We start from the raw sequence: 19,165 nt of genomic DNA, 5'->3' as shown, positions 1-19,165 counted from the left end.
ATTCCCCTTTCGTATCCGGTCATCCACTTGTCATTCTATCACAGAAGCCGTCTTTGCCCTACTAACCTTTTACTGCACCAGCTACCATACCTTGGGTGATCTTATCCGCCAGCAGGAAGTAGATAATGATGACCGGAAGCGCGCCCAGCACGAGAAATGCGCCGATGGCCCCATAGTTGACCGAGTATTGGCTGACGAAGCTGTTGACGCCAAACGGCAGTGTTTTCAGCTTTTCCGATGAGATAAACGTCGCAGCCAAAATATATTCGTTCCAGATGTTGATGAATGTCAGGATGCACACCGTCATCACTGGCGGAACCGAGATCGGCAAAATGATACTCGAGAATATGCGTCCGATTCCCGCTCCGTCCACCACCGCGGATTCTTCGATCTCGTGCGGAATGGTTTTCATGAACCCGCTCAGAATAAAGATGGCGATCGGCATGGAAAATGCCACATACGGCAAAATGATCGACAGATGCGTATTCAGAATATGCATGTTTTTGAAAATGATCATGAGCGGCAGCAGCGTCGCCTGCATCGGGATCATCATTCCGATCAAGAATACGACCATGACCGCCCCGCCAAAGCGCCACCGGAAACGGCTGATCGCATAGGCGCACAGGGAGCTGAGAATAATGACCGCAATCATCGTCACGGATGTGACAAAGATGCTGTTCAACAAATAGCGAAAATAGTTGCCCTCCAGCGCAGCGCTGTAATTGGCCCACTGCGGCGAATGCGGAAGGGCAAAAAAGCTGCCAGACAAAATTTCTTCATTGGATTTCAAGGAATACAGGAGCAGCCACAACAGTGGATACACCTGGGTTACAAACAGAATGCCCAGCACCAGAAACACGATGGCCTTCGTAACGGAAAACCGTTTGCGTCTGGTTACGGCCACCTGCTTGTTCAAAGCGACGGCAGTGCTTGTGTTCATTGGCGGTTTCCTCCTTTACGAGTATCGTTTCTCCAGTTTGTTGAAAATGAAGTTGATGCAGAACGTGGCGGCCAGACAGAGCACCACCAGGAATGCGGCGATCGAGCTTCCGTAACCGTATTTCATGGACGTGAACGACATATTGTACATGTGCGTGGAAATGACGTCCGTGGCATGCGCCGGTCCGCCGCCCGTCATGACCATGATCATGTCGAAAGCCTGCAGCGAGCCGATGAAGGCCAGCACGATGGAAATTTTGAAAATCGGGACAATCAGCGGAAACGTAATGTGCCAATCCGCTTTAAAGCCTTCGGCACCGTCGATACGGGCAGCTTCGTACACATCGTCCGGGACATTCGAAATGCCTGTAAATTGAATGAGGGTGTGGTAACCCAGGTACTGCCACAGGGCGACGAAATACAGCGAATACATGGCGACCGAAGGATCGGTGAGCCAGGCTTTGCCCCAGGAATGCAGTCCGACTGCATCCAGGATTTGATTCAGCATACCGCCCATCGAAGCCGGGTTATAGATCGTTTTCCACAGCTGGCCGACGACGACGACGGATAAGATGACCGGTAAAAAGTAGCTGGAAACCAAAAAATTCGGTTTTCGCACGTAACGCTTCAGCAGTATGGCTACAAGCAGTGCGATCGGAATCTCGGCCATGGAGAACACCGCAAACATCAGCGTTCTCCGCACCGACGGCCAAAATACCGAGTCGTGGAACAGCAGCTTTTTGAAATTGGCCAGACCCACAAACGTCGATTCGCCGATCCCGTTCCAGTCCAGCATACCGCTGTACATGGATACGAGGATGGGAACAAACACAATACCGATATAGATGATTAAGCAAGGAAGCACAAACGCGGCAATCGTCCAGCGGGAGACCTTCAGCACGTTCACGACTTACCTCTCCTCCTTCTCCTTCTTGGCTGCAATATTCCTCATGGGAATTGAAGGGAACGGCATCCGAAATGCGTCCCCTTCATGTTTAATCCCTGTTCTCTCTATAACTAGCTGTATCCGTTGTTTATTGATTGTTATCTTCGAACCCGGCTTGATGCTCTTTCGCCACGTCCGCCGAATTTTTCTTCTGGGCGAACAGGTTTTGGATGCTGGAGAGGTGAACCTGGGCCGTGCCCGGATTCATCGTGTTGTCAAACGCCAGGTCTCCGCCTTTGACTTCCTTGAACATGTTCAGCACGTCCATCGCCATGTCGGAATATCCTGCTGCCTTGAAGTCTCCGTCCACTTTCTGACCGATTCCGACCGCGCCTTTAGCTTCAAAGGCTTCTTTCGGGAAGTTCAGCATGAAGTAATTGAGGAACTCCTTCGTTTCTGCAAGATGCTTGCTGTCTGCTGCAATCGCGAACGCGCTGCCCGGTGCCAGCATGAATTCGTCCGGGTTGCCCTTGCCGCCGATCGTCGGGAATTTGAAGACGCCGACTTTGCCGTTGACGGAAGACGATTCAATGCCGCCGGTTGCCCAGGTTCCCATGTAGTACATGGCTGCTTTACCGGTTTTGAACAGGTTCTCGCCGGCGTTGTAATCGAAGGAGGTTGCGCCTTCCTGGAAAGCTCCGGCTTGCACGAGGTTTTGGAATGCGTCAACCGCCTCAACGAAGGCCGGATCTTCAAACGTCTTTTTCTTGTCGAGGACGTCCTTCAGGAATCCAGGGCCGTTGTTCGTGCGAAGCAGCATGTTCATGAACAGGAACGAACCGGTCCAGGTGTCTTTCTCGCCGATTGCCATCGGCTGAATGCCTTTGGATTTCAGCGTTTTGACGACGTCGACCATTTCCTCAAACGTGCTTGGAACCTTCACGCCGCCCTTTTCAAACAGTTCTTTATTGTAATACACCACGCCGATATTGTTGCCGTCCGGTACCGCATACGTGCTGCCGTTAAAGCTGTACCAGTCCAGCAGCCCGTCCTGGAACGTGTCCTTCAGACCGTTCTCGGCCAGCATGTCATCAAGCGGAGCCAGCAGCTTGGCATCGACAAAAGGCTGCATTTGCGCCGCAGGGTTCACGACCGTAATGTCCGGAATTTCCTTGGAGGCCGCCTGCGTTTTCAGCTTCAGCTTCTGCTGGTCGGTGTTGAGCGAATCCAGTTCGATTTTGATATTCGGATGATCTTTCTCATACTGATCCACAATCTTGTTCATGATCTTGTTCTTCGGATCCGTCGGGTCCGGATAGATGTTTTGGAAAGTAATCGTAATGTTCTTGTCCTTCGATGTGTCGGATGTGCTGCTGTTGGATCCGGCCGCGCCCGATGCGCTGCTGCCAGAATCCTCTTTGTTACCGCTTCCACAAGCCGTAAGACTAAGCGCCAAGGTGCCTGTAAGCACGATGCTTAATAATTTCGACATCTTTGCCATCTTGTTATCCCCTTTTTGTTTGGTATGGGTTCATTATGCCGCGATTCGACTCGAAAAGGGAGGTGAGAAATTCAGGAAATAGGTTTAATTTCTAAAGATCCCCTTAAATGATCGCCCCAGACAATGCAATATTATAAACGAGGCATTGCTGAACAATCGACAAAAAAAAGGAACCCTGTAAGGGTCCCCTGAGAATCCTTTCATCCTCTTTTATAGCGTGTACATCCCTCAATCCATCCAATCGGTGCAGGTGTCGGCGAGCTGCTGCAGCTCTTGCAGAAACATCCCGGCATGATACCCGTCACAGACGGCATGATGCACCTGCAGCGAAACCGGGAGCAGAACGTGCTTCCCTTCCCGAAAATACTTGCCCCCCGTGATGATCGGCAGCAGGTAGCTTCCGCCATGATCCAGATTCAGGTTAAAGCCGGTAAAACTGACCCATGGAATCATGGATACGGAGAAGGTATGAGGCGGCATGTCTTTTTTCGTAAACAGCCCCATGCTCTCCCCATAACGGAGCTGATCCTCCCGGTAAAGTTCCATAAAGCTCCGGTAGCTGCTGCTGTACTCCGTCCAGATCGCAGAGAAGGTATGGTTTTCCGGATGAAAAATCGTATAACACGGACTCATCTGCTCCCAGTAGCCAACCTGCTCCTCCCGAATATCCATCCGAAACTCCACATGCGCATTTACGATTCTGGACAGCATGTACAAAAAGGCGGGGTACAGCTTCATCCCCCTCTTCTTCAGCTCGCCCAGCAGCAAGGTGATTTCGATGTTGGCTGTCATGCTGAAGGTGCACCGGTTCTGTTTGAAATAGTGGTCAAAATAAGGCTGTCTGTCCCACTGCCCGGTTTGGATCGGAATAAATTTCATGAATGAACCCTCCTAAAATGTGTATTTCGCGATTTTAGGAGGGTAAATCAACGGATTTCACCACGACGCTCACTCCATGTACAGGATTGGTTACTATGCCATTGTATCCAATTTCGCTGGACAACAAAACAATTTTATAGAGTTATAGACTCCTGCTTTCCCTTTCTAGCACGGTTTCACATAAGTTAGATCATCAAGAGATGAAAGGAGAAATCCGGTTATGAACATCTCCAAAACGCTGTGCGACCGATTGGCCGCCATTCTCGGGGGCAAAGGCACGTCGGACGGAAAAAGCTGCTCCATCATGATCGAAAGAAAGCTGAATGCCAAAATTCTCGGCAGAAACTATGAAACCGAGCACGAAATCACGATCCAATCTTTGAAAAGCCGAGACTGATGTACCTTCATTTGGAAACCGTCGAGAACCCCGTTACGTTTGCCAGAAAATGAAGAGCGGCTTTAAATGTGCTGAAAAAGTGATCTGTGTGCATCGCTGAAAGGATGATGCCGGTTCCGACAAGAAAAGCCCGCCGGCAGATGCCAACGGGCTTTCAGAACCCTTTATTTTAGTAAATAAAGGCTTTCGTGATGATGACCAGCAGGATGAAGAGAACCAGGATTGCTCCTACGCCTCCGCCCCACAGACCACCATAACCGTATCCTACTCCAACGCCTCCAACGCCATCGCTCATGTGATAACCTCCTTGATTTATAAGGTACACCATATTCATATGGCGAAAAGTATATAGAGGTATAGGCTAAATGGTAAGAACAGTGAGATTGGGCAGCTGCCGGGCAGCCTTAAAAAAATCCCCCGCACCGGTCAGGTGCAGGGGATTGTCCACTCTTAGTACAGCGTGATGTATTGATCACGTTCCCATTGATGAACTTGGGTGCGGTACATATCCCATTCGATTTCCTTCAGCTCGTAGAAGTGAGCCAGGGCATGCTCGCCGAGCGCGTCGATGATGACTTCGTCGCGGATGAGTTCGCCGAGGGCTTCCTTCAGGTCGGCCGGCAGGCTTGGGATGCCTTCTTCAATGCGCTCTTCTTCGGACATCACGTAGATGTTGCGGTCGATCGGCGCCGGCAGCTTCAGCTCGTTGCTGATGCCGTCAAGGCCGGCTCTCAGCATAACAGCAAGCGCCAGGTACGGGTTCGCTGCAGGATCCGGGTTACGAACTTCAACGCGTGTGCTCAAACCGCGGGAAGCCGGAATCCGGATCATCGGGCTGCGGTTGCTGCCGGACCAAGCCACGTAGCACGGAGCTTCATAACCTGGAACGAGGCGCTTGTAAGAGTTGACCGTCGGGTTCGTGATGGCTGCCATGGCGCGGGCATGCTTCAGCACGCCTGCCATGTAATAGCGGGCGGTGGCGCTCAGGCCCAGCTCGTCGGACTCGTCGTAGAAGGCGTTCTCGTTGCCTTTGAACAGCGACTGGTGGCAGTGCATACCGGAACCGTTCACGCCGAACAGCGGCTTCGGCATAAAGGTCGCATGCAGACCATGCTGACGGGCAATCGTTTTAACGACCAGCTTGAACGTTTGGATCTGGTCCGCTGCCTTCACGGCGTTCTCGTATTTAAAGTCGATCTCGTGCTGTCCCGGCGCCACTTCGTGGTGGGAAGCCTCGATTTCAAATCCCATTTCTTCCAGCGTCAATACGATCTCGCGGCGGCAGTTCTCTCCGAGGTCAGTCGGGGCCAGGTCAAAATATCCGCCCTGGTCGTTCAGTTCCGTCGTCGGATTGCCTTTCTCGTCGGTCTTGAACAGGAAAAATTCCGGCTCCGGACCTACGTTCATGGACGTGTAGCCCATCGCTTCCGCTTCTTTCAGGTTGCGTTTCAGAATACCGCGAGGGTCTCCGGCAAACGGAGTGCCGTCCGGCATATAAATGTCACAGATGAGACGTGCAACGCGGTCTTCCGTCACCCAAGGGAAAATGACCCAAGTGTCCAAATCCGGATACAGGTACATATCGGATTCCTCGATGCGCACATACCCTTCGATGGAAGATCCATCGAACATCATTTTATTGTCGAGCGCCTTCTTCAGCTGGCTGACGGGAATCTCAACATTTTTGATCGTTCCCAGCAAGTCCGTGAATTGAAGACGGATAAAACGGACGTTCTCTTCCTCCGCAATACGCAGAATATCCTCTTTAGTATAACTCACGATATCCTCTCCCTTTCTCACATGTGATTCCTGTTATTTTTTATTAAAAAACCGGGACAGCTCGCCTTGAATCAATGAGACCTGACCCGGTCTCTTACCAGATACCAGCTGCTGCTTCAGCAATCGGTGCAGCTGAGATTCCGACAGTTCTCTGCGCTTTACCTCGGTGTCGGCATTAAGGACAGTGGCTTCCTCAGACTCTTTGGATACAGGATTCATGACCTGCTTGATTCCCGCGATGTTGACGCCCTTCTCAATGAGCGCCTTAATCTCCAGCAATCTCTCCACATCGTTAAACGAGAACAACCGCTGGTTGCCGGAGGTGCGCGCAGGCACGATCAAATTGTGCTGTTCGTAATACCGGATCTGCCGCGCGGACAAATCGGTCAGCTTCATGACGATACCTATCGGGAATAATGCCATGTTTCTGCGAATTTCATCACCCATGACTCATCTCAACCTTCCACATGAACTATTTCTCATGTTCCATTGTACATTTCATGATATCACACGTCAATAACGTGTCAGATAAACTTACAATAATTTTCGATTTTTCATCGTCTGTAACGCCATCATTACGCCATATTTGACGTGTGAATAGGTGAGTCCGCCCTGCATGTATCCGATATAAGGCTCCCGGATCGGCGCGTCTGCAGACAGCTCCAGGCTTCCCCCTTGAATGAACGTCCCGGCAGCCATAATGACCGGATGCTCGTAGCCGGGCATGTCCCACGGCTCGGGAACGACGTGGCTGTCGACCGCTGCCGCGCGCTGGATCCCCTGGACGAAAGCGATCAAATGATCCGGTCCGGTAAAGGAAATGGCCTGGATCAGGTCGGTGCGCTTCTCGTTCCATGCCGGCTTGCTCTCGAACCCCGCCTGCTCAAACATCGCGGCTGCGAAAATGCTGCCCTTGACCGCTTGGCCCACAAGCGTCGGCGCCAGGAAGAGCCCCTGGTAAATCCCCCGGGTCGCTCCCAGCATCGCTCCCACCTCACCGCCGATGCCCGGGGCGGTCAGCCGGTAGGCTGCAAGATCAACTAGGGCTTGTCTGCCACAAATATAGCCGCCGGTTTCGGCTATACCCCCGCCGGGGTTTTTGATCAGCGAGCCCGCCATCAGATCTACTCCGACCTGCGTCGGCTCTATTTCCTCCGTAAATTCGCCGTAGCAGTTGTCCACAAACACGATCACATCCGGCTTGATTTGCTTCACGCGCCGGACCATTTCGCCAATCTGCTCCACCGTGAACGAGGAACGCCAGTCATACCCGCGCGACCGCTGGATGCCGATCACCTTCGTTGAGCCGGAAATGCCGGCTTCTACAGCCTCCCAGTCTACGTCTCCTGACGCAGTCAAGGCAGCTTCGCGGTAAGTAATCCCGAAATCGGCCAGGGAGCCCGTACCATCCCCTTTGCGGCCGATCACCTTATGTAATGTATCGTACGGACGTCCGGTAATGTAGAACAGCTCGTCGCCAGGGCGGAGCACCCCGAACAAGGCTGTTGAAATCGTATGGGTCCCGGAAGCAAAATGCGGGCGTACCAGAGCGGCTTCGGCTCCGAATACGTCCGCATACACCAAGTCAAGCACTTCTCTTCCTCGGTCGTTATAGGCATAACCGGTTGAGCCGGCGAAATGAAAATCGCTCACCTGATGGCGCTGGAACGCTTCGATGACCTTCCACTGATTATGGTCCACGATTCCGTCCACCATCCGGAGCTGATCTTCGATCCGCCGCTCGGCTGTATCTTTCCACTGTATTAGTTCGTCTGCAAATGTTACCATGTTCCCGGTTTCTCCTCACTTCTCATTGGTCAGAAGGTCTGACCTGTTCTTTAAAGCTCTCTACGATGTAACCGTACTTCTCATAGTCAGGCTTGTGCACCTGCACCGTATAAATCATATCATCATTGTCGGCATCCTGGCCAATCACTTCGCCGACCCGGTGCAGCTGGGACAATATATCACCGCGTCCGGCAGGTACGCGGAAGGTTAATGTATCTCCCGTCAGCCTCGTCTGTACTGCTTCGCGAACGGCCAGCAGATCTCCTTCCGCAAAAGCGCTGATTTTTAAATAACCCGTCCCGGACGGCAGCATCTCCAGCTGCTCCCGGGTGCAGGCGTCTTTTTTGTTAAAAAGGATCAGCTGCGGCTTGTCAGCCGCCCCCAGCTCTTCCAGAATGGAATCCACCACCCGCATTTGTTCATCGCGCATCTCCGACGATGCGTCTACAACGTGCAGCACGAGATCAGCCTCATTCACTTCCTCCAGCGTGGCGCGGAACGCGGCGATGAGGTCATGCGGGAGGTTCTGGATGAAGCCGACCGTGTCGGTCAGGATCACTTCACTGCCGCCGGGCAGCTTCATGATGCGCGAGGTTGGATCCAGCGTCGCAAACAGCTGGTTTTCGATATAGACGTCAGCGTTGGTCAGCTGTTTGAGCAGCGTTGACTTGCCCGCGTTCGTGTAGCCCACCAGCGCGACCTGGACCACCCCGCTCTTCTGCCTGCGGCCGCGGTGCAGCTTCCGGTGCTTGGTAACCTCTTCAAGCTGGCGTTTCAGGTCGCCGATCCGACCGCGGATGTGCCGGCGGTCGGTTTCCAGCTTGCTTTCCCCCGGCCCCCGCGTCCCGATTCCCCCGCCGAGACGGGAAAGGTTTTTGCCGTGTCCAGACAGCCGTGGCAGCAGGTACGTCAGCTGAGCCAGCTCCACCTGGATAATCCCTTCGCGCGTTTTGGCGCGCTGGGCGAAGATATCCAGGATAAGCTGGGTGCGGTCGATGATTTTGGCATCGAGGGCCTCTTCCAGGTTCCGGACCTGGGCGCCGGAGAGCTCCTGATCAAAGATGGCCGTATTGCCGCCATGCATTTCCAGGGCCTGCTTCAGCTCTTCCACCTTGCCCTTGCCGATAAACCATCTCGCATCCGGCACATCCCGGTTCTGCACAAGCATTTCCAGCACTTCCACGCCGGCCGTCTCGGCCAGCCGGACGAGCTCTTGAAGCGAGTGCTCCGTATTCATGCCGGATCTCTTCACCTCGTCGGTCACCAGGCTGACCAGTACGGCCCGGTCCGGAATTTCATGATTCGTGTCATACGTTTGGTTTGCCATGATGATCTGCTCCTTTTCGCTTCAGCGTCCATTGCTGCAAAATAAAGATCAGTTCAAACTGCCGGGCGCGCCTTTGGCTTCCAGCTTAAAATCCTCGGTCCGGAGCGTCATAAGCTCCAGCTTACCCGGGTTGCTGTGCGCATAATGATTCAGCAGCCGCACAGCCTGATTCCGGATGGACTTCTCGATCGTATTGCGCACGTACCTCGCATTGCTGAAGGCGTGCTCGCTTTCGCCTTTCTCCTGAATCAGGTGCTGCCTCAATTTTAGTATCGCCTGCGGCATCAGGATGTAGTCCCGCTCCTTGGCCATCAGCTCGGAGATCTGGATCAGCTGATCGATCGTATAATCGGGGAAATCGACCTGAATCGGAAAACGCGACGGCAGCCCCGGATTCGTTTGCAGAAAAAAGTCAATCTCCTCGGAATATCCGGCAAGAATCAGAATGAACTGATTTTTGTGGTCTTCCATCGCCTTGACCAGCGTATCGATTGCCTCTTTGCCGAAATCCTTCTCGCCACCTCTGGCCAGACTGTACGCTTCATCGATAAAAAGAATGCCGCCAAGGGCTTTCTTGACCAAGTCCCTGGTTTTCTGCGCGGTATGTCCAATATACTCACCGACGAGGTCGGCGCGTTCCACTTCGATCAGGTGGCCTTTGCTCAGCACACCCATTTTTTGAAACAGCTTGGCGATGATTCGTGCTACTGTGGTTTTACCCGTGCCGGGGTTCCCTTTAAACACCATATGATATACATGTCCGCCGCTGGCCAGCCCCGCTTCCTGACGCATATGGGCGATTTGGAGCATGGCGTAAATTTCAAACACGAAATCCTTGATGCTGTCCAGCCCTACCAGCTGATCCAGCTCTTTTTGAATTTCCTGATACAGGCTGTGCTGAGCTGTATTCTTCTGGGCAGAGACCGGTTCCTTCTCCGGAACGGCACTGCTGACGACAGGAGGCTCCTGGCTGCGCAAAATCACATTGATTTGTCTGGATGGCCTGCCCTCCGGCCGGCCGTTCGCGGCCGCTATACGCCCGTTCATGCATCCATCACCTCATTTATCTACAGAGATGTATTCTCTATTCAATGTATTCTACTTGCCCAGGCGTTATTAGCAGTTTCCCATCTATTTCAGGCCTGTCAGCAGCAGCAGCTCATCCAGCTTCCATTTGGTGTAGGCCAGCACTTCCCGCGGCTTGTGATACTTCATCTGCAGCGTTCTGGACTCTGTTAAACCAAGGGCCGGTCGGGTGTAGTCCAAAAATTTCGCAATGTCCAATGAGCGCATGCCATGGTATTGATGCGTAACGATGACGGCGCTTTGCCAACCCCGCTCTCTCATAATCTCCCGGCTGAACAGCAAATTCTCATAGGTACTCGTCGCCTTGTTTTCCAGAATAATAGCCGATGCCGGCACGCCGTGGTCCACCAGGTAATTCCGCATGCCTTCGGCTTCGGTATACTTGTAATCCGCCCGGTCCAGGCCGCCGGTGACGATAATATACGGAAACTTGCCTTCCTGATAGAGGCGGAGCCCTTCGTCCAAGCGTTCCCGGAGACCGGGGCTCGGCGAGTCCCCCCACATCGATGCGCCGAGAATAATGCCGACATCGCTTGCCGATGAGGGTACGGAGCTGTGGGCCCCGTTCATGAGCCGCCATGCATACCCGACCCACAGCAGTCCGAGCAGGACCAGAACGGCGAAGGTAATCAGCAGCTTCCGAAGCACGGACATTCTCTTACGCTTGGTTACGACCACCGGCCCCCCGCTGCGGGCGTTCATGACTTCCTCCGGAATTCACCGTTGTCAAATAGTCGCTTCCGGTCCTCAAGGGACATGAGGAAGTACGGAAACTGATGCGCATCAATGGCTTTCATCACGTTCTTCGCCGTTGAGATGGCCAATTGGTAGTCTTCCTTGGTGATATCCCCACGGGTCAGCGCATCATCCAGTTCGTCCTCATCCAGCAGGAACACCTCTCCGTTTCGAAGGACGACCACATCCAGATACAAATCGTCAAACCAAGGCACGCCTTGTTCCGTGACCCCCTGCGTTTTGCAGGTGTCGATGTACCATTGGATGATTTCGTTCCGCTCATCGAACATTGCCGTGACAATATAATGGCTGTTATGGGGAAAGTACTGCAGCCACGAGTATCCTTTATCCGCGATGCGGTAGGTGTGATTTCCGTAGTTTTTCCAGAGCGGCTCTTTCAGGTTGTAAATCGTGTACAGCGTAATATAGCCTGTGAATGCGTCGCTCTCAACATAACGGCAGGCGAAGCGGCGGCGGGAAATCCGGCGCCAGTTCGCTCGATCTCCAAATTTTCGTTTCATGGAAAATTCCCTCTCCAATATGGTGTCTTCAGCTTATCACATTTGGGAATCACACTCAAAATATTGCCTGACAGATGTGCGGACAGCAAAAAAAAGACCCCTAAATGAAAGGGGTCTAAAACAAAACTTATTCTATTCGGTTACGGAGTGGTCACGGTTCCTGTGCTGCCGGAACTGGAATCACCCGGGTTTTGGAAGGTCGTTCCGTCGGTGCTTCCGGTTCCGTCACTGCTGCCATTGTCGGTCGTTCCGCCGTTCTCAGGCGGGGTTATCGTACCTGTGCCGCTATCGCCGGTTGTATCCCCGCTAGAGCCGTCGCTGCCGCTATTGGCGCCGCCTCCATGGCCATTGCCGTTGTTGCCATTGGAACCGCCGTTCCCGTTGCCGTTTCCATTGCCGTTATTGCCCGGGCCGCCGTCATTCCAATTTCCATTGTTGCCGTTATCGCTCCCATTTCCGTTACCCATATCGCCGTTGTCTCCGCCCTGGCCGTTGTCGGTATTGCCGTTATCCGGATTACCGTTTCCGTCCTGACCGTTATCTCCGTTGTTCTGATCAGGCGGGGTTTGTTCGTCAGGCGGTGTATCGATCGTGATCTGCACCGTATTGGACGGATCCGACTCGGTACCCGAATCCGGGAAGTATGCCGTGACATAGTATTCGTACGTCATACCCGGCAGTGCTCCCATATCCTGGGCCGTCGTGCCTGCTACGCCATCCAGAATCAGCGAGTAGTTCGCTTCGGACGATTCTTTACGATAGATACGATACTGGGCGTTACCGGAATCCACGCCATTCCAGCCCAGCGTGACCGTCTGGGTGTCGATGTTGTAATCGGCGCTCAAGCCGCTTACGTGGCCCTGGTTCTGATCCTGCTCCGGTTCCTTCACCGGCTCCTGATCTTTGACGTTGTCCGGAACCGGGAACTCCTTCTGAGGGAAGTCCTTCACGACCTGGTCCATGACCTTACCCCAGAAGGCCGCCGCCAGCGGACTGCTGTTGTGCAGCAGATGCGTTTTGTCCGGCTTGTCATAGCCCATCCAAACCGCAGCGGTCAGTTCCGGCGTGTAGCCGACGAACCATACGTCGCGGTTCGATTTGACACCGGTATAACCGCTTTGCGTTGTGCCTGTCTTACCTGCTACCGGACGGTCGATTCTGGCTTTCCGGCCCGTACCGTCTTCAACGACCTTTTTCATCATTTCGGTCATTTGGTATGCGGTATTTTCGCTCATGACTTTCTTGGCGCTGTCTTTATGCTCATAAACCGGCTTTTCGTCGCTGTCGACGATCTTCTTGATCGAATACGCCTCGTTCATCTTGCCGCCGTTGGCAAAGGCGCTGTAGGCCTGGGCCATTTCCAGCGTGTTCGTTCCCTTGCTGATACCGCCGAGCGCCATCGCAAGGTTCTTGTCATCTTCGGTCAGCTGAATGCCGAGGGATTCCGCGAATTTGAAGCCGGTATTTACCCCGATTTGGTTCAGCAGCCATACAGCCGGAATGTTCTCGGATTTCTGGATCGCTTCGGCCATGCCGATCGTATCCGAGTATCCGTGCAGGTTGCCTGGGCAGTAGCTGCCGAAGCACTGCTTCTTGTTGCTGAGCGACGAGTACATATCGAACTTGCCGCTTTCCAGCGCAGGCGCGTACGATACGATCGGCTTAAAGGCCGACCCCGGCTGCCTGCGGCTGTTCGTGACGCGGCTGTAGCCGCCGCGCGTATAATCCCGTCCGCCGAGCAGGGCGACAAGCGCTCCAGACTCCTGGTTCATGATGACCATGGAGCCCTGCACCGGCTGGTCATCCGGGCTTTTCTCGAAGTTCGATTCGTCCGCAAACTCTTTCTCCAGCACTTTCTGGGCGTTCGCGTCCATCGTCGTATAAATTTTATAGCCGCCGATGTTCAGATCGTCTTCGCTGAGCCCGGTGACTTCTTCCGCCTCATTCATGACGTAGTCCATGAAGTTCTGGTACTGCTGCTGTTTTTTCGGCGGTTTATACGTATATTCGACTTTTTTCGCGGCGTCGGCCTCTTCCTGCGTGATGTACCCTTCCTGGGCCATCAGGTTCAGCACGACGGCGCGGCGCTGCATGGACAAGTCCGGATTGCGCACCGGGTTGTATTTCGAAGGACCCTTCGGCATGGCCGCCAGGGTGGCCATCTCCCACAATTTCAAATCATTCAAATTGCTTTTGCCGAAATAATACTTTGATGCTTCTTTAATGCCATAAATCTGCCCGCCGAACGGAATACGGTTCAAATACATCGTAATGATGTCGTCCTTGTTCATGTTCCGTTCCAGCGCCATGGCGATGGACACCTCGGTCGCCTTCCGGAAGAACGTTTTGTCCCGGGTCAGAAAAATGTTTTTGGCGAGCTGCTGCGTAATGGTACTGCCGCCTTCGACCTTCGATCTGGCGATGACGTCCTTGACGGCCGCCCGGCCGATCGACCACAGATCGACGCCGCTGTGCTCATAGAAGCGTTTGTCCTCTGTCGCCACAAAAGCCTCCTTCAGCAGCTTCGGAATATCCTCGCTCTGGACCGGATCGCTCTTCTGCAGGGACAGCTCACCCATCAGATTGCCGTTGCGGTCGAATACCTTGGATGTTTCGTGTACGGTCAGCTTATCCTTGTTCGCCTGCAGCAGGCGCTCCCCGTTGACCGTAATATACAAATATCCGGCAAGCGCACAGAAGATAGCAAATGCACAGGTGAAAAATAACGTCCAAAACACGCGCTTTCCGGATATTTTTTTCTTCTTATTCTTGGTTGTCTTTTTCATTGTCTTGGGCTGTTCTTTGTTTCTATCAGACCTCGACAGCTTGTTGTTGTCCATGGTACCCTCCTGACTCCCTTTTGATTTCTAAGCTCGGAATGAAAAGAACAACCCTTGCAGGTTGCTCCGCTCCATTTCCTATGCTTACAGAATGAACGTCTATAACGGATTTATCCGCATCCCCGCCATCCTATACTCTTTAACGAAAGTCATTTGAAAAAGTTTCAGCTATGAGGCTTGTCCTGTTAAATTATACCTCGTTCTGGGTTTCCTGCATCAGGGATACATTGCGTTGAGGCGTAACCGTTGAAATCGCATGCTTGAACAGCATTTGCTGCTTGCCGTCCGTATCCACCACGACGGTGAAGTTGTCAAACGCCTTGATTAAGCCTCTGATTTGAAATCCGTTCACAAGAAAAATGGTGACAGGGATGTTTTCTTTGCGAAGCTGGTTTAAAAATGTATCTTGGATATTGATGGATTTGTTCATTAGCCGTACCCCCAACGATTCAATTAGATTGTTTTGAAGTATATTCAAGATTTAAGAGAAACTTTCCTGCTATTATATCACGGATTGCGGCGAAATTCGCGAGAAAATTTCCCGTGTCCGTGACGTCCACCCACTGGATTTCCTTCATGTGGCGGAACCAGGACAGCTGGCGTTTGGCAAACCTGCGCGTATCTCTCTTCAAAATGGCAACAGCCTCTTCCAGGGTAGCTTCACCCTGCAAATATGAGATGATCTGTTTGTAACCCAGTCCCTGCATCGAGACCAGATCCGGTCCGTAGCCCTTATCCAGCAGAGAAGAAACCTCTTCTACCAAACCCTGCTCCAGCATCTCATCGATACGGGCTTCAATACGTTTATATAGCATTTGCCTATCCATTGTCAAACCGACCAGGCATAATTGATACGGTGATTCCCGGGTTTGGCTCTTCAACTGGGCCGAAAGAGGGATACCCGTCAAATGATAGATCTCAAGCGCCCGGATAATGCGCCTTTGGTCATGGGGATGCAGCCTCAGGGCGCTCTCCGGGTCGACTTCCGCCAGCCTGGCATGAAGTGCCTCGGCACCGTAACGCTCCGCATAGTCGGCCTGTTCCTGCCTGAACGCCTTGTCCTCTCCCGCTTCGGCAAACTGAAAACCGTAGCACACCGATTCCACATACAGACCGGTCCCCCCGACGATAAAAGGCAGCTTGCCCCTGGCATGGATATCCGCGATCAGCCGGGAACATTCTTCCTGAAACTCGGCGACCGAGTAGGACTCGTCCGGCTCGTGTATGTCGATCAGATGATGCGGGATGCCCTGCATCTCTTCTTTGGTAATTTTGGCGGTTCCGATGTCCATTTGGCGGTAGACCTGCATGGAATCCCCGGAGATGATCTCGCAGCCCAGCGCCTTGGCGATCTCGATGCTCATTTTGGTTTTGCCGACGGCGGTGGGGCCGATCAGCACCAGAAGCCGCGGCTTCGTCTCAGTTGTCAAGCGGTCGGTCAACACATATCACTCCATACGAAATTTTTGAATGCGGCCGGTCGATCGGCACGAAGCCGAGACGGGCAAACTCGCCGCTGCCTTGTTTCTCCTTCAGCACAACGGTCTTGCGAGCAACCCGGACGGCTTCGCGGATGCTCTCCGGCTGCAGCGGGTCGCTGTTGGCAAACCCGCGCAGCGGGCTGATGGACGAAGAATCCATCAGCGGCTCGCGGAACATCGGGTCGAAGTATACGATGTCCACGCTGTTGTCCGGCTGCTTGCGCAGCACGTCCAGATGATGGCCGCAGGCTACCCGGATCCGGCGCATGGCGTCATCCACCTCAGCCAGGCCGGAACGGTAGTGAGCCAGCCCTTCGGCAAGCATCGCCGCCAGGGCCGGCGAGCTTTCAACCGCGGTGACATGCGCGCCGGACCCTCCTTGGACCGCAAAGACGAGCGAATCCGACCCGAGGCCGGCCGTACAGTCGAGCACCGTGTCCCCCGCAGTCATCGACGCCGCGTCCAGCATCGGGTCGCTCTCGCCCTTGAGCAGCCGCTTGGCGCGGACAAAGCCCATGCTGGGATGAAACTCCATCGGCGGACTTCCCGGCCTGACAAGCCTCGCTCCGCCGTCCAGCACGACGATGATTTCGTCATCGCCGTGCATTTTGGCCATTCTCGTTAATGGGGTGTGGCTTCTCGGGACATATTTGCCCCCCGTCTCGTTGGCCAGGGCGACCGCTCTGCCTACGATCGATTCAGCCGCTTTATCCCCCGTCGTAATAATCATGACAATCTCCAATCCTGTATAAAATCGGGCACCAGCCAAGCAAATGCGCTGTTGGTTTAGTTATACACCTTAATTCGTTTTATGAACCGTTCCTCTCCGTCACTTTCCGCTGCCCGTTGTGTTGAACCGCCTGCCGCGTTACATAACGCGCTTAAACAGCTTTTCCAGGTCATAGGTCGAAAAGGAAACGACGATCGGCCGCCCGTGAGGGCAGGTATAAGGCTGCCGGCATGCCGCAAGGCGGTCCAGCAGCGTCGTCGCTTCCTGCTCGGTCAGCTTCTGGTTCGCCTTGATTGAAGCTTTGCAGGAGCAAAGAATGGACGACGTCTCGCGGAGCTTGGCCAAGTCGATGCTGCGCTCGCTGAGCACCCATTCGGCCATCTCTTCGATCAGCGCTTTCTCCTCCCCTTTAGGGAACCAGTATGGATGGGAAACCACGCGGAAGGTCTGCCCGCCGAAATGCTCCAGATATACGCCGACCTGCTCGAACCAGTGCAGTTTCTGCGTCAGCTGCTCCGACTCCGACGGCGTAAACTCCAGCGTGATCGGCAGCAGCAGCTCCTGGGAAGCATCGGCCGGACGGCCGAATTTCTCGTAATAGAATTCGTAATTGATTCGCTCATGCGCTGCGTGCTGGTCGATCAGGAACAGCCCGTCCGCGTTTTGGGCGATCAGGTACGTCCCGTGATGCTGGCCGATCAGCGTCAGCTCCGGAAAAGGCGGAATTTCGGGCGGCGCCTCTGTGCCCGCCAGCAGCCGGCTCGCCAGCGCCGGATTCGAGCTCTGCGATACCCGCCCGCTCTGCGACAAGTTCAGCCGGTAGCCGGGAATCGTATTTTCGCGAACCGTTTCGCGCGCAGAATACGGAAGCTTTTGCTGCGTATAGGCGGCTTCATCGGGCTTGCGCACGCTTCCTGCATTCGGGCTGCTTTGACCGGAATAGCCTTGCTGCGCCGGCGCCTGTGCACGCGGGCCGGAGAAGCCCGTGCCGGCGCCTTCCGCTCCGGCGGCCAGAGGAGACTTCACCGGCTGGCTGCCGGATGCGCTCACCGGATTGAGGGAGCCGCTAGCGTCCGAATTTCCGGTGTGGCCGGCTGGGCTGGGGTCCTGCGGCAACGGGGCTTCCCGGCCGTCCATGAGCCCGTCCATCGGTCCGGCCTGCGAGGCAGGGCTTTTGGAGAAGTGAAACTGCTCCTGGATAAACGATCCTTTATCCTTATCGCCGATGCTCTGCTTAACCGGCTGCGGAATGAGCACTTCCTGCCGGAGCACCTGATGGATGCTGCTCTCCACGAACGGGAACAGCTCCTGCTCTTTGCTGAAGCGCACCTCCAGCTTGGCCGGATGCACGTTGACGTCCACCAGGGACGGATGCATCTTGACTTCCAGGACGGCGAGCGGGTAGCGGTTGATCGGCAGCAGCGTATGGTACGCCCGTTGAATGGCCTGATTCAGGCCGTAGCTGCGGATGTATCGCCCGTTGACGATGATCGAGATCCCGTTCCGGTTCGAACGGGTCCAATCCGGACGGCTGACGTACCCGTCGATCGTAAAATCCAGGTTCTCCGCATGAATCGGCAGCAGCGCCTTGGCGGCCTGCCGGCCGTATATGGCGGCGACCACCTGCAGCAGATCCCCGTTCCCGACGGTCTGCAGCAGCACGTTTCCGTTATGCCGCAGCGTAATCGCGATCCCCGGATGCGACAGGGCGATGCGGTACATGTAATCGGAAATATGCCCCAGCTCCGTCTGGATCGTCTTCATATATTTCAACCGGGCCGGCGTGTTGTAGAAGAGCTCCCGGACCGTCAAGTCGGTTCCCTTCGGCGCCGCCGTGTCCTCTTCGGTCACGAGCCTGCCGCCTTCGATGACGATTCGCCGCCCAAGTCCGTTATCGGCGCTCGCTGTGACCAATTCCACTTTGGCCACGGCGGCGATGCTCGGCAGTGCCTCGCCGCGGAACCCGAGGCTCGTGATGTTGAACAGATCCCTGCTGTTTTCGATTTTGCTCGTCGCATGGCGGTAAAAGGCGGTGCTAACGTCTTCCGGTTCGATCCCCGAGCCGTCGTCGGTTACGCGTATGCTTTCAAGCCCGCCCTCCTCTACCGTGACCTCGATCCGAGAGCTTCCGGCATCAATGGCGTTCTCCACCAGTTCTTTGACAACCGAGGCGGGACGCTCAACCACTTCACCGGCCGCTATCTGGTTGGCTATGTGCTCGTCTAAAACGCGAATTTTCGCCATACCGTTCCCCCATTTCAAAAAAGATATGAACG

General features: G+C 54.3%; 18 protein-coding genes. 1 reads left to right on the top strand and 17 read right to left on the bottom strand.

The window, feature by feature from the left end; translation table 11 throughout:
- Positions 1 to 61: 61 nt before the first annotated feature.
- The 4 genes from ABID47_RS04160 to catA form a co-directional block, all read right to left on the bottom strand.
- Entirely contained in the window at positions 62 to 940 is an 879-nt protein-coding gene (locus tag ABID47_RS04160) for a carbohydrate ABC transporter permease (RefSeq protein ID WP_084203932.1), read from the bottom strand.
- A gap of 15 nt (positions 941 to 955) precedes the next feature.
- On the bottom strand, positions 956 to 1,846 hold the full coding sequence (locus tag ABID47_RS04155) for a carbohydrate ABC transporter permease (protein WP_076171233.1): 891 nt from the start codon (positions 1,844 to 1,846) through the stop codon (positions 956 to 958).
- A 127-nt stretch (positions 1,847 to 1,973) separates the two neighbouring features.
- On the bottom strand, positions 1,974 to 3,326 hold the full coding sequence (locus tag ABID47_RS04150; protein ID WP_145024182.1) for an extracellular solute-binding protein: 1,353 nt from the start codon (positions 3,324 to 3,326) through the stop codon (positions 1,974 to 1,976).
- A gap of 228 nt (positions 3,327 to 3,554) precedes the next feature.
- Entirely contained in the window at positions 3,555 to 4,205 is a 651-nt protein-coding gene (catA, locus tag ABID47_RS04145; protein WP_354495010.1) for a type A chloramphenicol O-acetyltransferase, read from the bottom strand.
- A 220-nt stretch (positions 4,206 to 4,425) separates the two neighbouring features.
- Here catA and ABID47_RS04140 point away from each other — a divergent pair, with 220 nt between their 5' ends.
- Positions 4,426 to 4,602: a hypothetical protein gene (locus tag ABID47_RS04140; protein WP_354495009.1), complete on the top strand. Its 177-nt coding sequence runs from the start codon at positions 4,426 to 4,428 to the stop codon at positions 4,600 to 4,602.
- A 169-nt stretch (positions 4,603 to 4,771) separates the two neighbouring features.
- Here the strand turns inward: ABID47_RS04140 and ABID47_RS04135 are convergent, their stop codons facing one another.
- From ABID47_RS04135 to mutL, 13 genes are all read right to left on the bottom strand, one after another.
- The gene (locus ABID47_RS04135) at positions 4,772 to 4,897 is read right to left on the bottom strand and encodes a sporulation protein YjcZ (protein WP_143811875.1); all 126 of its coding nucleotides are present in this window, start codon (positions 4,895 to 4,897) and stop codon (positions 4,772 to 4,774) included.
- A 155-nt stretch (positions 4,898 to 5,052) separates the two neighbouring features.
- Positions 5,053 to 6,381, bottom strand: a complete 1,329-nt coding sequence (gene glnA, locus ABID47_RS04130) for a type I glutamate--ammonia ligase (protein WP_076171222.1) — start codon at positions 6,379 to 6,381, stop codon at positions 5,053 to 5,055.
- A 33-nt stretch (positions 6,382 to 6,414) separates the two neighbouring features.
- On the bottom strand, positions 6,415 to 6,828 hold the full coding sequence (locus ABID47_RS04125) for a MerR family transcriptional regulator (protein WP_076171220.1): 414 nt from the start codon (positions 6,826 to 6,828) through the stop codon (positions 6,415 to 6,417).
- A gap of 87 nt (positions 6,829 to 6,915) precedes the next feature.
- On the bottom strand, positions 6,916 to 8,169 hold the full coding sequence (locus ABID47_RS04120; RefSeq protein WP_354495008.1) for a methionine gamma-lyase family protein: 1,254 nt from the start codon (positions 8,167 to 8,169) through the stop codon (positions 6,916 to 6,918).
- A 22-nt stretch (positions 8,170 to 8,191) separates the two neighbouring features.
- Positions 8,192 to 9,496 (bottom strand): GTPase HflX, encoded by a 1,305-nt coding sequence (hflX, locus tag ABID47_RS04115; RefSeq protein WP_354495007.1) that lies wholly within the window; start codon positions 9,494 to 9,496, stop codon positions 8,192 to 8,194.
- Between the two features lie 48 nt (positions 9,497 to 9,544).
- Positions 9,545 to 10,543 (bottom strand): AAA family ATPase, encoded by a 999-nt coding sequence (locus ABID47_RS04110; protein ID WP_116229850.1) that lies wholly within the window; start codon positions 10,541 to 10,543, stop codon positions 9,545 to 9,547.
- Between the two features lie 84 nt (positions 10,544 to 10,627).
- The gene (locus ABID47_RS04105) at positions 10,628 to 11,284 is read right to left on the bottom strand and encodes a YdcF family protein (RefSeq protein WP_354495006.1); all 657 of its coding nucleotides are present in this window, start codon (positions 11,282 to 11,284) and stop codon (positions 10,628 to 10,630) included.
- Positions 11,281 to 11,838, bottom strand: a complete 558-nt coding sequence (locus tag ABID47_RS04100) for a ribonuclease FAU-1 family protein (RefSeq protein ID WP_116229848.1) — start codon at positions 11,836 to 11,838, stop codon at positions 11,281 to 11,283. Before ABID47_RS04100 ends, ABID47_RS04105 begins: the two co-directional genes overlap by 4 nt.
- 140 nt (positions 11,839 to 11,978) lie before the next feature.
- Positions 11,979 to 14,678 (bottom strand): PBP1A family penicillin-binding protein, encoded by a 2,700-nt coding sequence (locus ABID47_RS04095; RefSeq protein ID WP_354495005.1) that lies wholly within the window; start codon positions 14,676 to 14,678, stop codon positions 11,979 to 11,981.
- A gap of 190 nt (positions 14,679 to 14,868) precedes the next feature.
- Entirely contained in the window at positions 14,869 to 15,108 is a 240-nt protein-coding gene (hfq, locus tag ABID47_RS04090; protein WP_076171204.1) for an RNA chaperone Hfq, read from the bottom strand.
- 19 nt (positions 15,109 to 15,127) lie between these two features.
- Entirely contained in the window at positions 15,128 to 16,108 is a 981-nt protein-coding gene (gene miaA, locus ABID47_RS04085) for a tRNA (adenosine(37)-N6)-dimethylallyltransferase MiaA (RefSeq protein ID WP_354495709.1), read from the bottom strand.
- Positions 16,098 to 16,889 carry a class I SAM-dependent methyltransferase gene (locus tag ABID47_RS04080; protein ID WP_354495004.1) on the bottom strand — a complete coding sequence of 264 codons (792 nt, stop codon included), beginning with the start codon at positions 16,887 to 16,889 and terminating at the stop codon, positions 16,098 to 16,100. The genes miaA and ABID47_RS04080 overlap by 11 nt, the downstream gene beginning before the upstream one ends.
- A 138-nt stretch (positions 16,890 to 17,027) precedes the next feature.
- Complete coding sequence (gene mutL / locus ABID47_RS04075; RefSeq protein ID WP_354495003.1) at positions 17,028 to 19,133, bottom strand: DNA mismatch repair endonuclease MutL; 2,106 nt, start codon at positions 19,131 to 19,133, stop codon at positions 17,028 to 17,030.
- Between the last annotated feature and the right edge of the window lie 32 nt (positions 19,134 to 19,165).

Origin of the sequence: Paenibacillus favisporus (assembly GCF_040545415.1) — a bacterium.
GTDB classification, from domain to species: Bacteria; Bacillota; Bacilli; order Paenibacillales; family Paenibacillaceae; genus Paenibacillus_AQ; species Paenibacillus_AQ favisporus.
The sequence above is the reverse complement of the archived record's forward strand: the minus strand, read 5'-3'. Positions and strand labels throughout refer to the sequence as shown.

Coding starts and splice junctions, on each gene's coding strand:
- ABID47_RS04160 (WP_084203932.1), bottom strand. CDS start 940: ATGAACACAAGCACTGCCGTCGCTTTGAACAAGCAGGTGGCCGTAACC.
- ABID47_RS04150 (WP_145024182.1), bottom strand. CDS start 3,326: ATGGCAAAGATGTCGAAATTATTAAGCATCGTGCTTACAGGCACCTTG.
- catA (WP_354495010.1), bottom strand. CDS start 4,205: ATGAAATTTATTCCGATCCAAACCGGGCAGTGGGACAGACAGCCTTAT.
- ABID47_RS04140 (WP_354495009.1), top strand. CDS start 4,426: ATGAACATCTCCAAAACGCTGTGCGACCGATTGGCCGCCATTCTCGGG.
- ABID47_RS04135 (WP_143811875.1), bottom strand. CDS start 4,897: ATGAGCGATGGCGTTGGAGGCGTTGGAGTAGGATACGGTTATGGTGGT.
- ABID47_RS04125 (WP_076171220.1), bottom strand. CDS start 6,828: ATGGGTGATGAAATTCGCAGAAACATGGCATTATTCCCGATAGGTATC.
- ABID47_RS04120 (WP_354495008.1), bottom strand. CDS start 8,169: ATGGTAACATTTGCAGACGAACTAATACAGTGGAAAGATACAGCCGAG.
- hflX (WP_354495007.1), bottom strand. CDS start 9,496: ATGGCAAACCAAACGTATGACACGAATCATGAAATTCCGGACCGGGCC.
- ABID47_RS04110 (WP_116229850.1), bottom strand. CDS start 10,543: ATGAACGGGCGTATAGCGGCCGCGAACGGCCGGCCGGAGGGCAGGCCA.
- ABID47_RS04105 (WP_354495006.1), bottom strand. CDS start 11,284: ATGAACGCCCGCAGCGGGGGGCCGGTGGTCGTAACCAAGCGTAAGAGA.
- ABID47_RS04100 (WP_116229848.1), bottom strand. CDS start 11,838: ATGAAACGAAAATTTGGAGATCGAGCGAACTGGCGCCGGATTTCCCGC.
- ABID47_RS04095 (WP_354495005.1), bottom strand. CDS start 14,678: ATGGACAACAACAAGCTGTCGAGGTCTGATAGAAACAAAGAACAGCCC.
- hfq (WP_076171204.1), bottom strand. CDS start 15,108: ATGAACAAATCCATCAATATCCAAGATACATTTTTAAACCAGCTTCGC.
- ABID47_RS04080 (WP_354495004.1), bottom strand. CDS start 16,889: ATGATTATTACGACGGGGGATAAAGCGGCTGAATCGATCGTAGGCAGA.
- mutL (WP_354495003.1), bottom strand. CDS start 19,133: ATGGCGAAAATTCGCGTTTTAGACGAGCACATAGCCAACCAGATAGCG.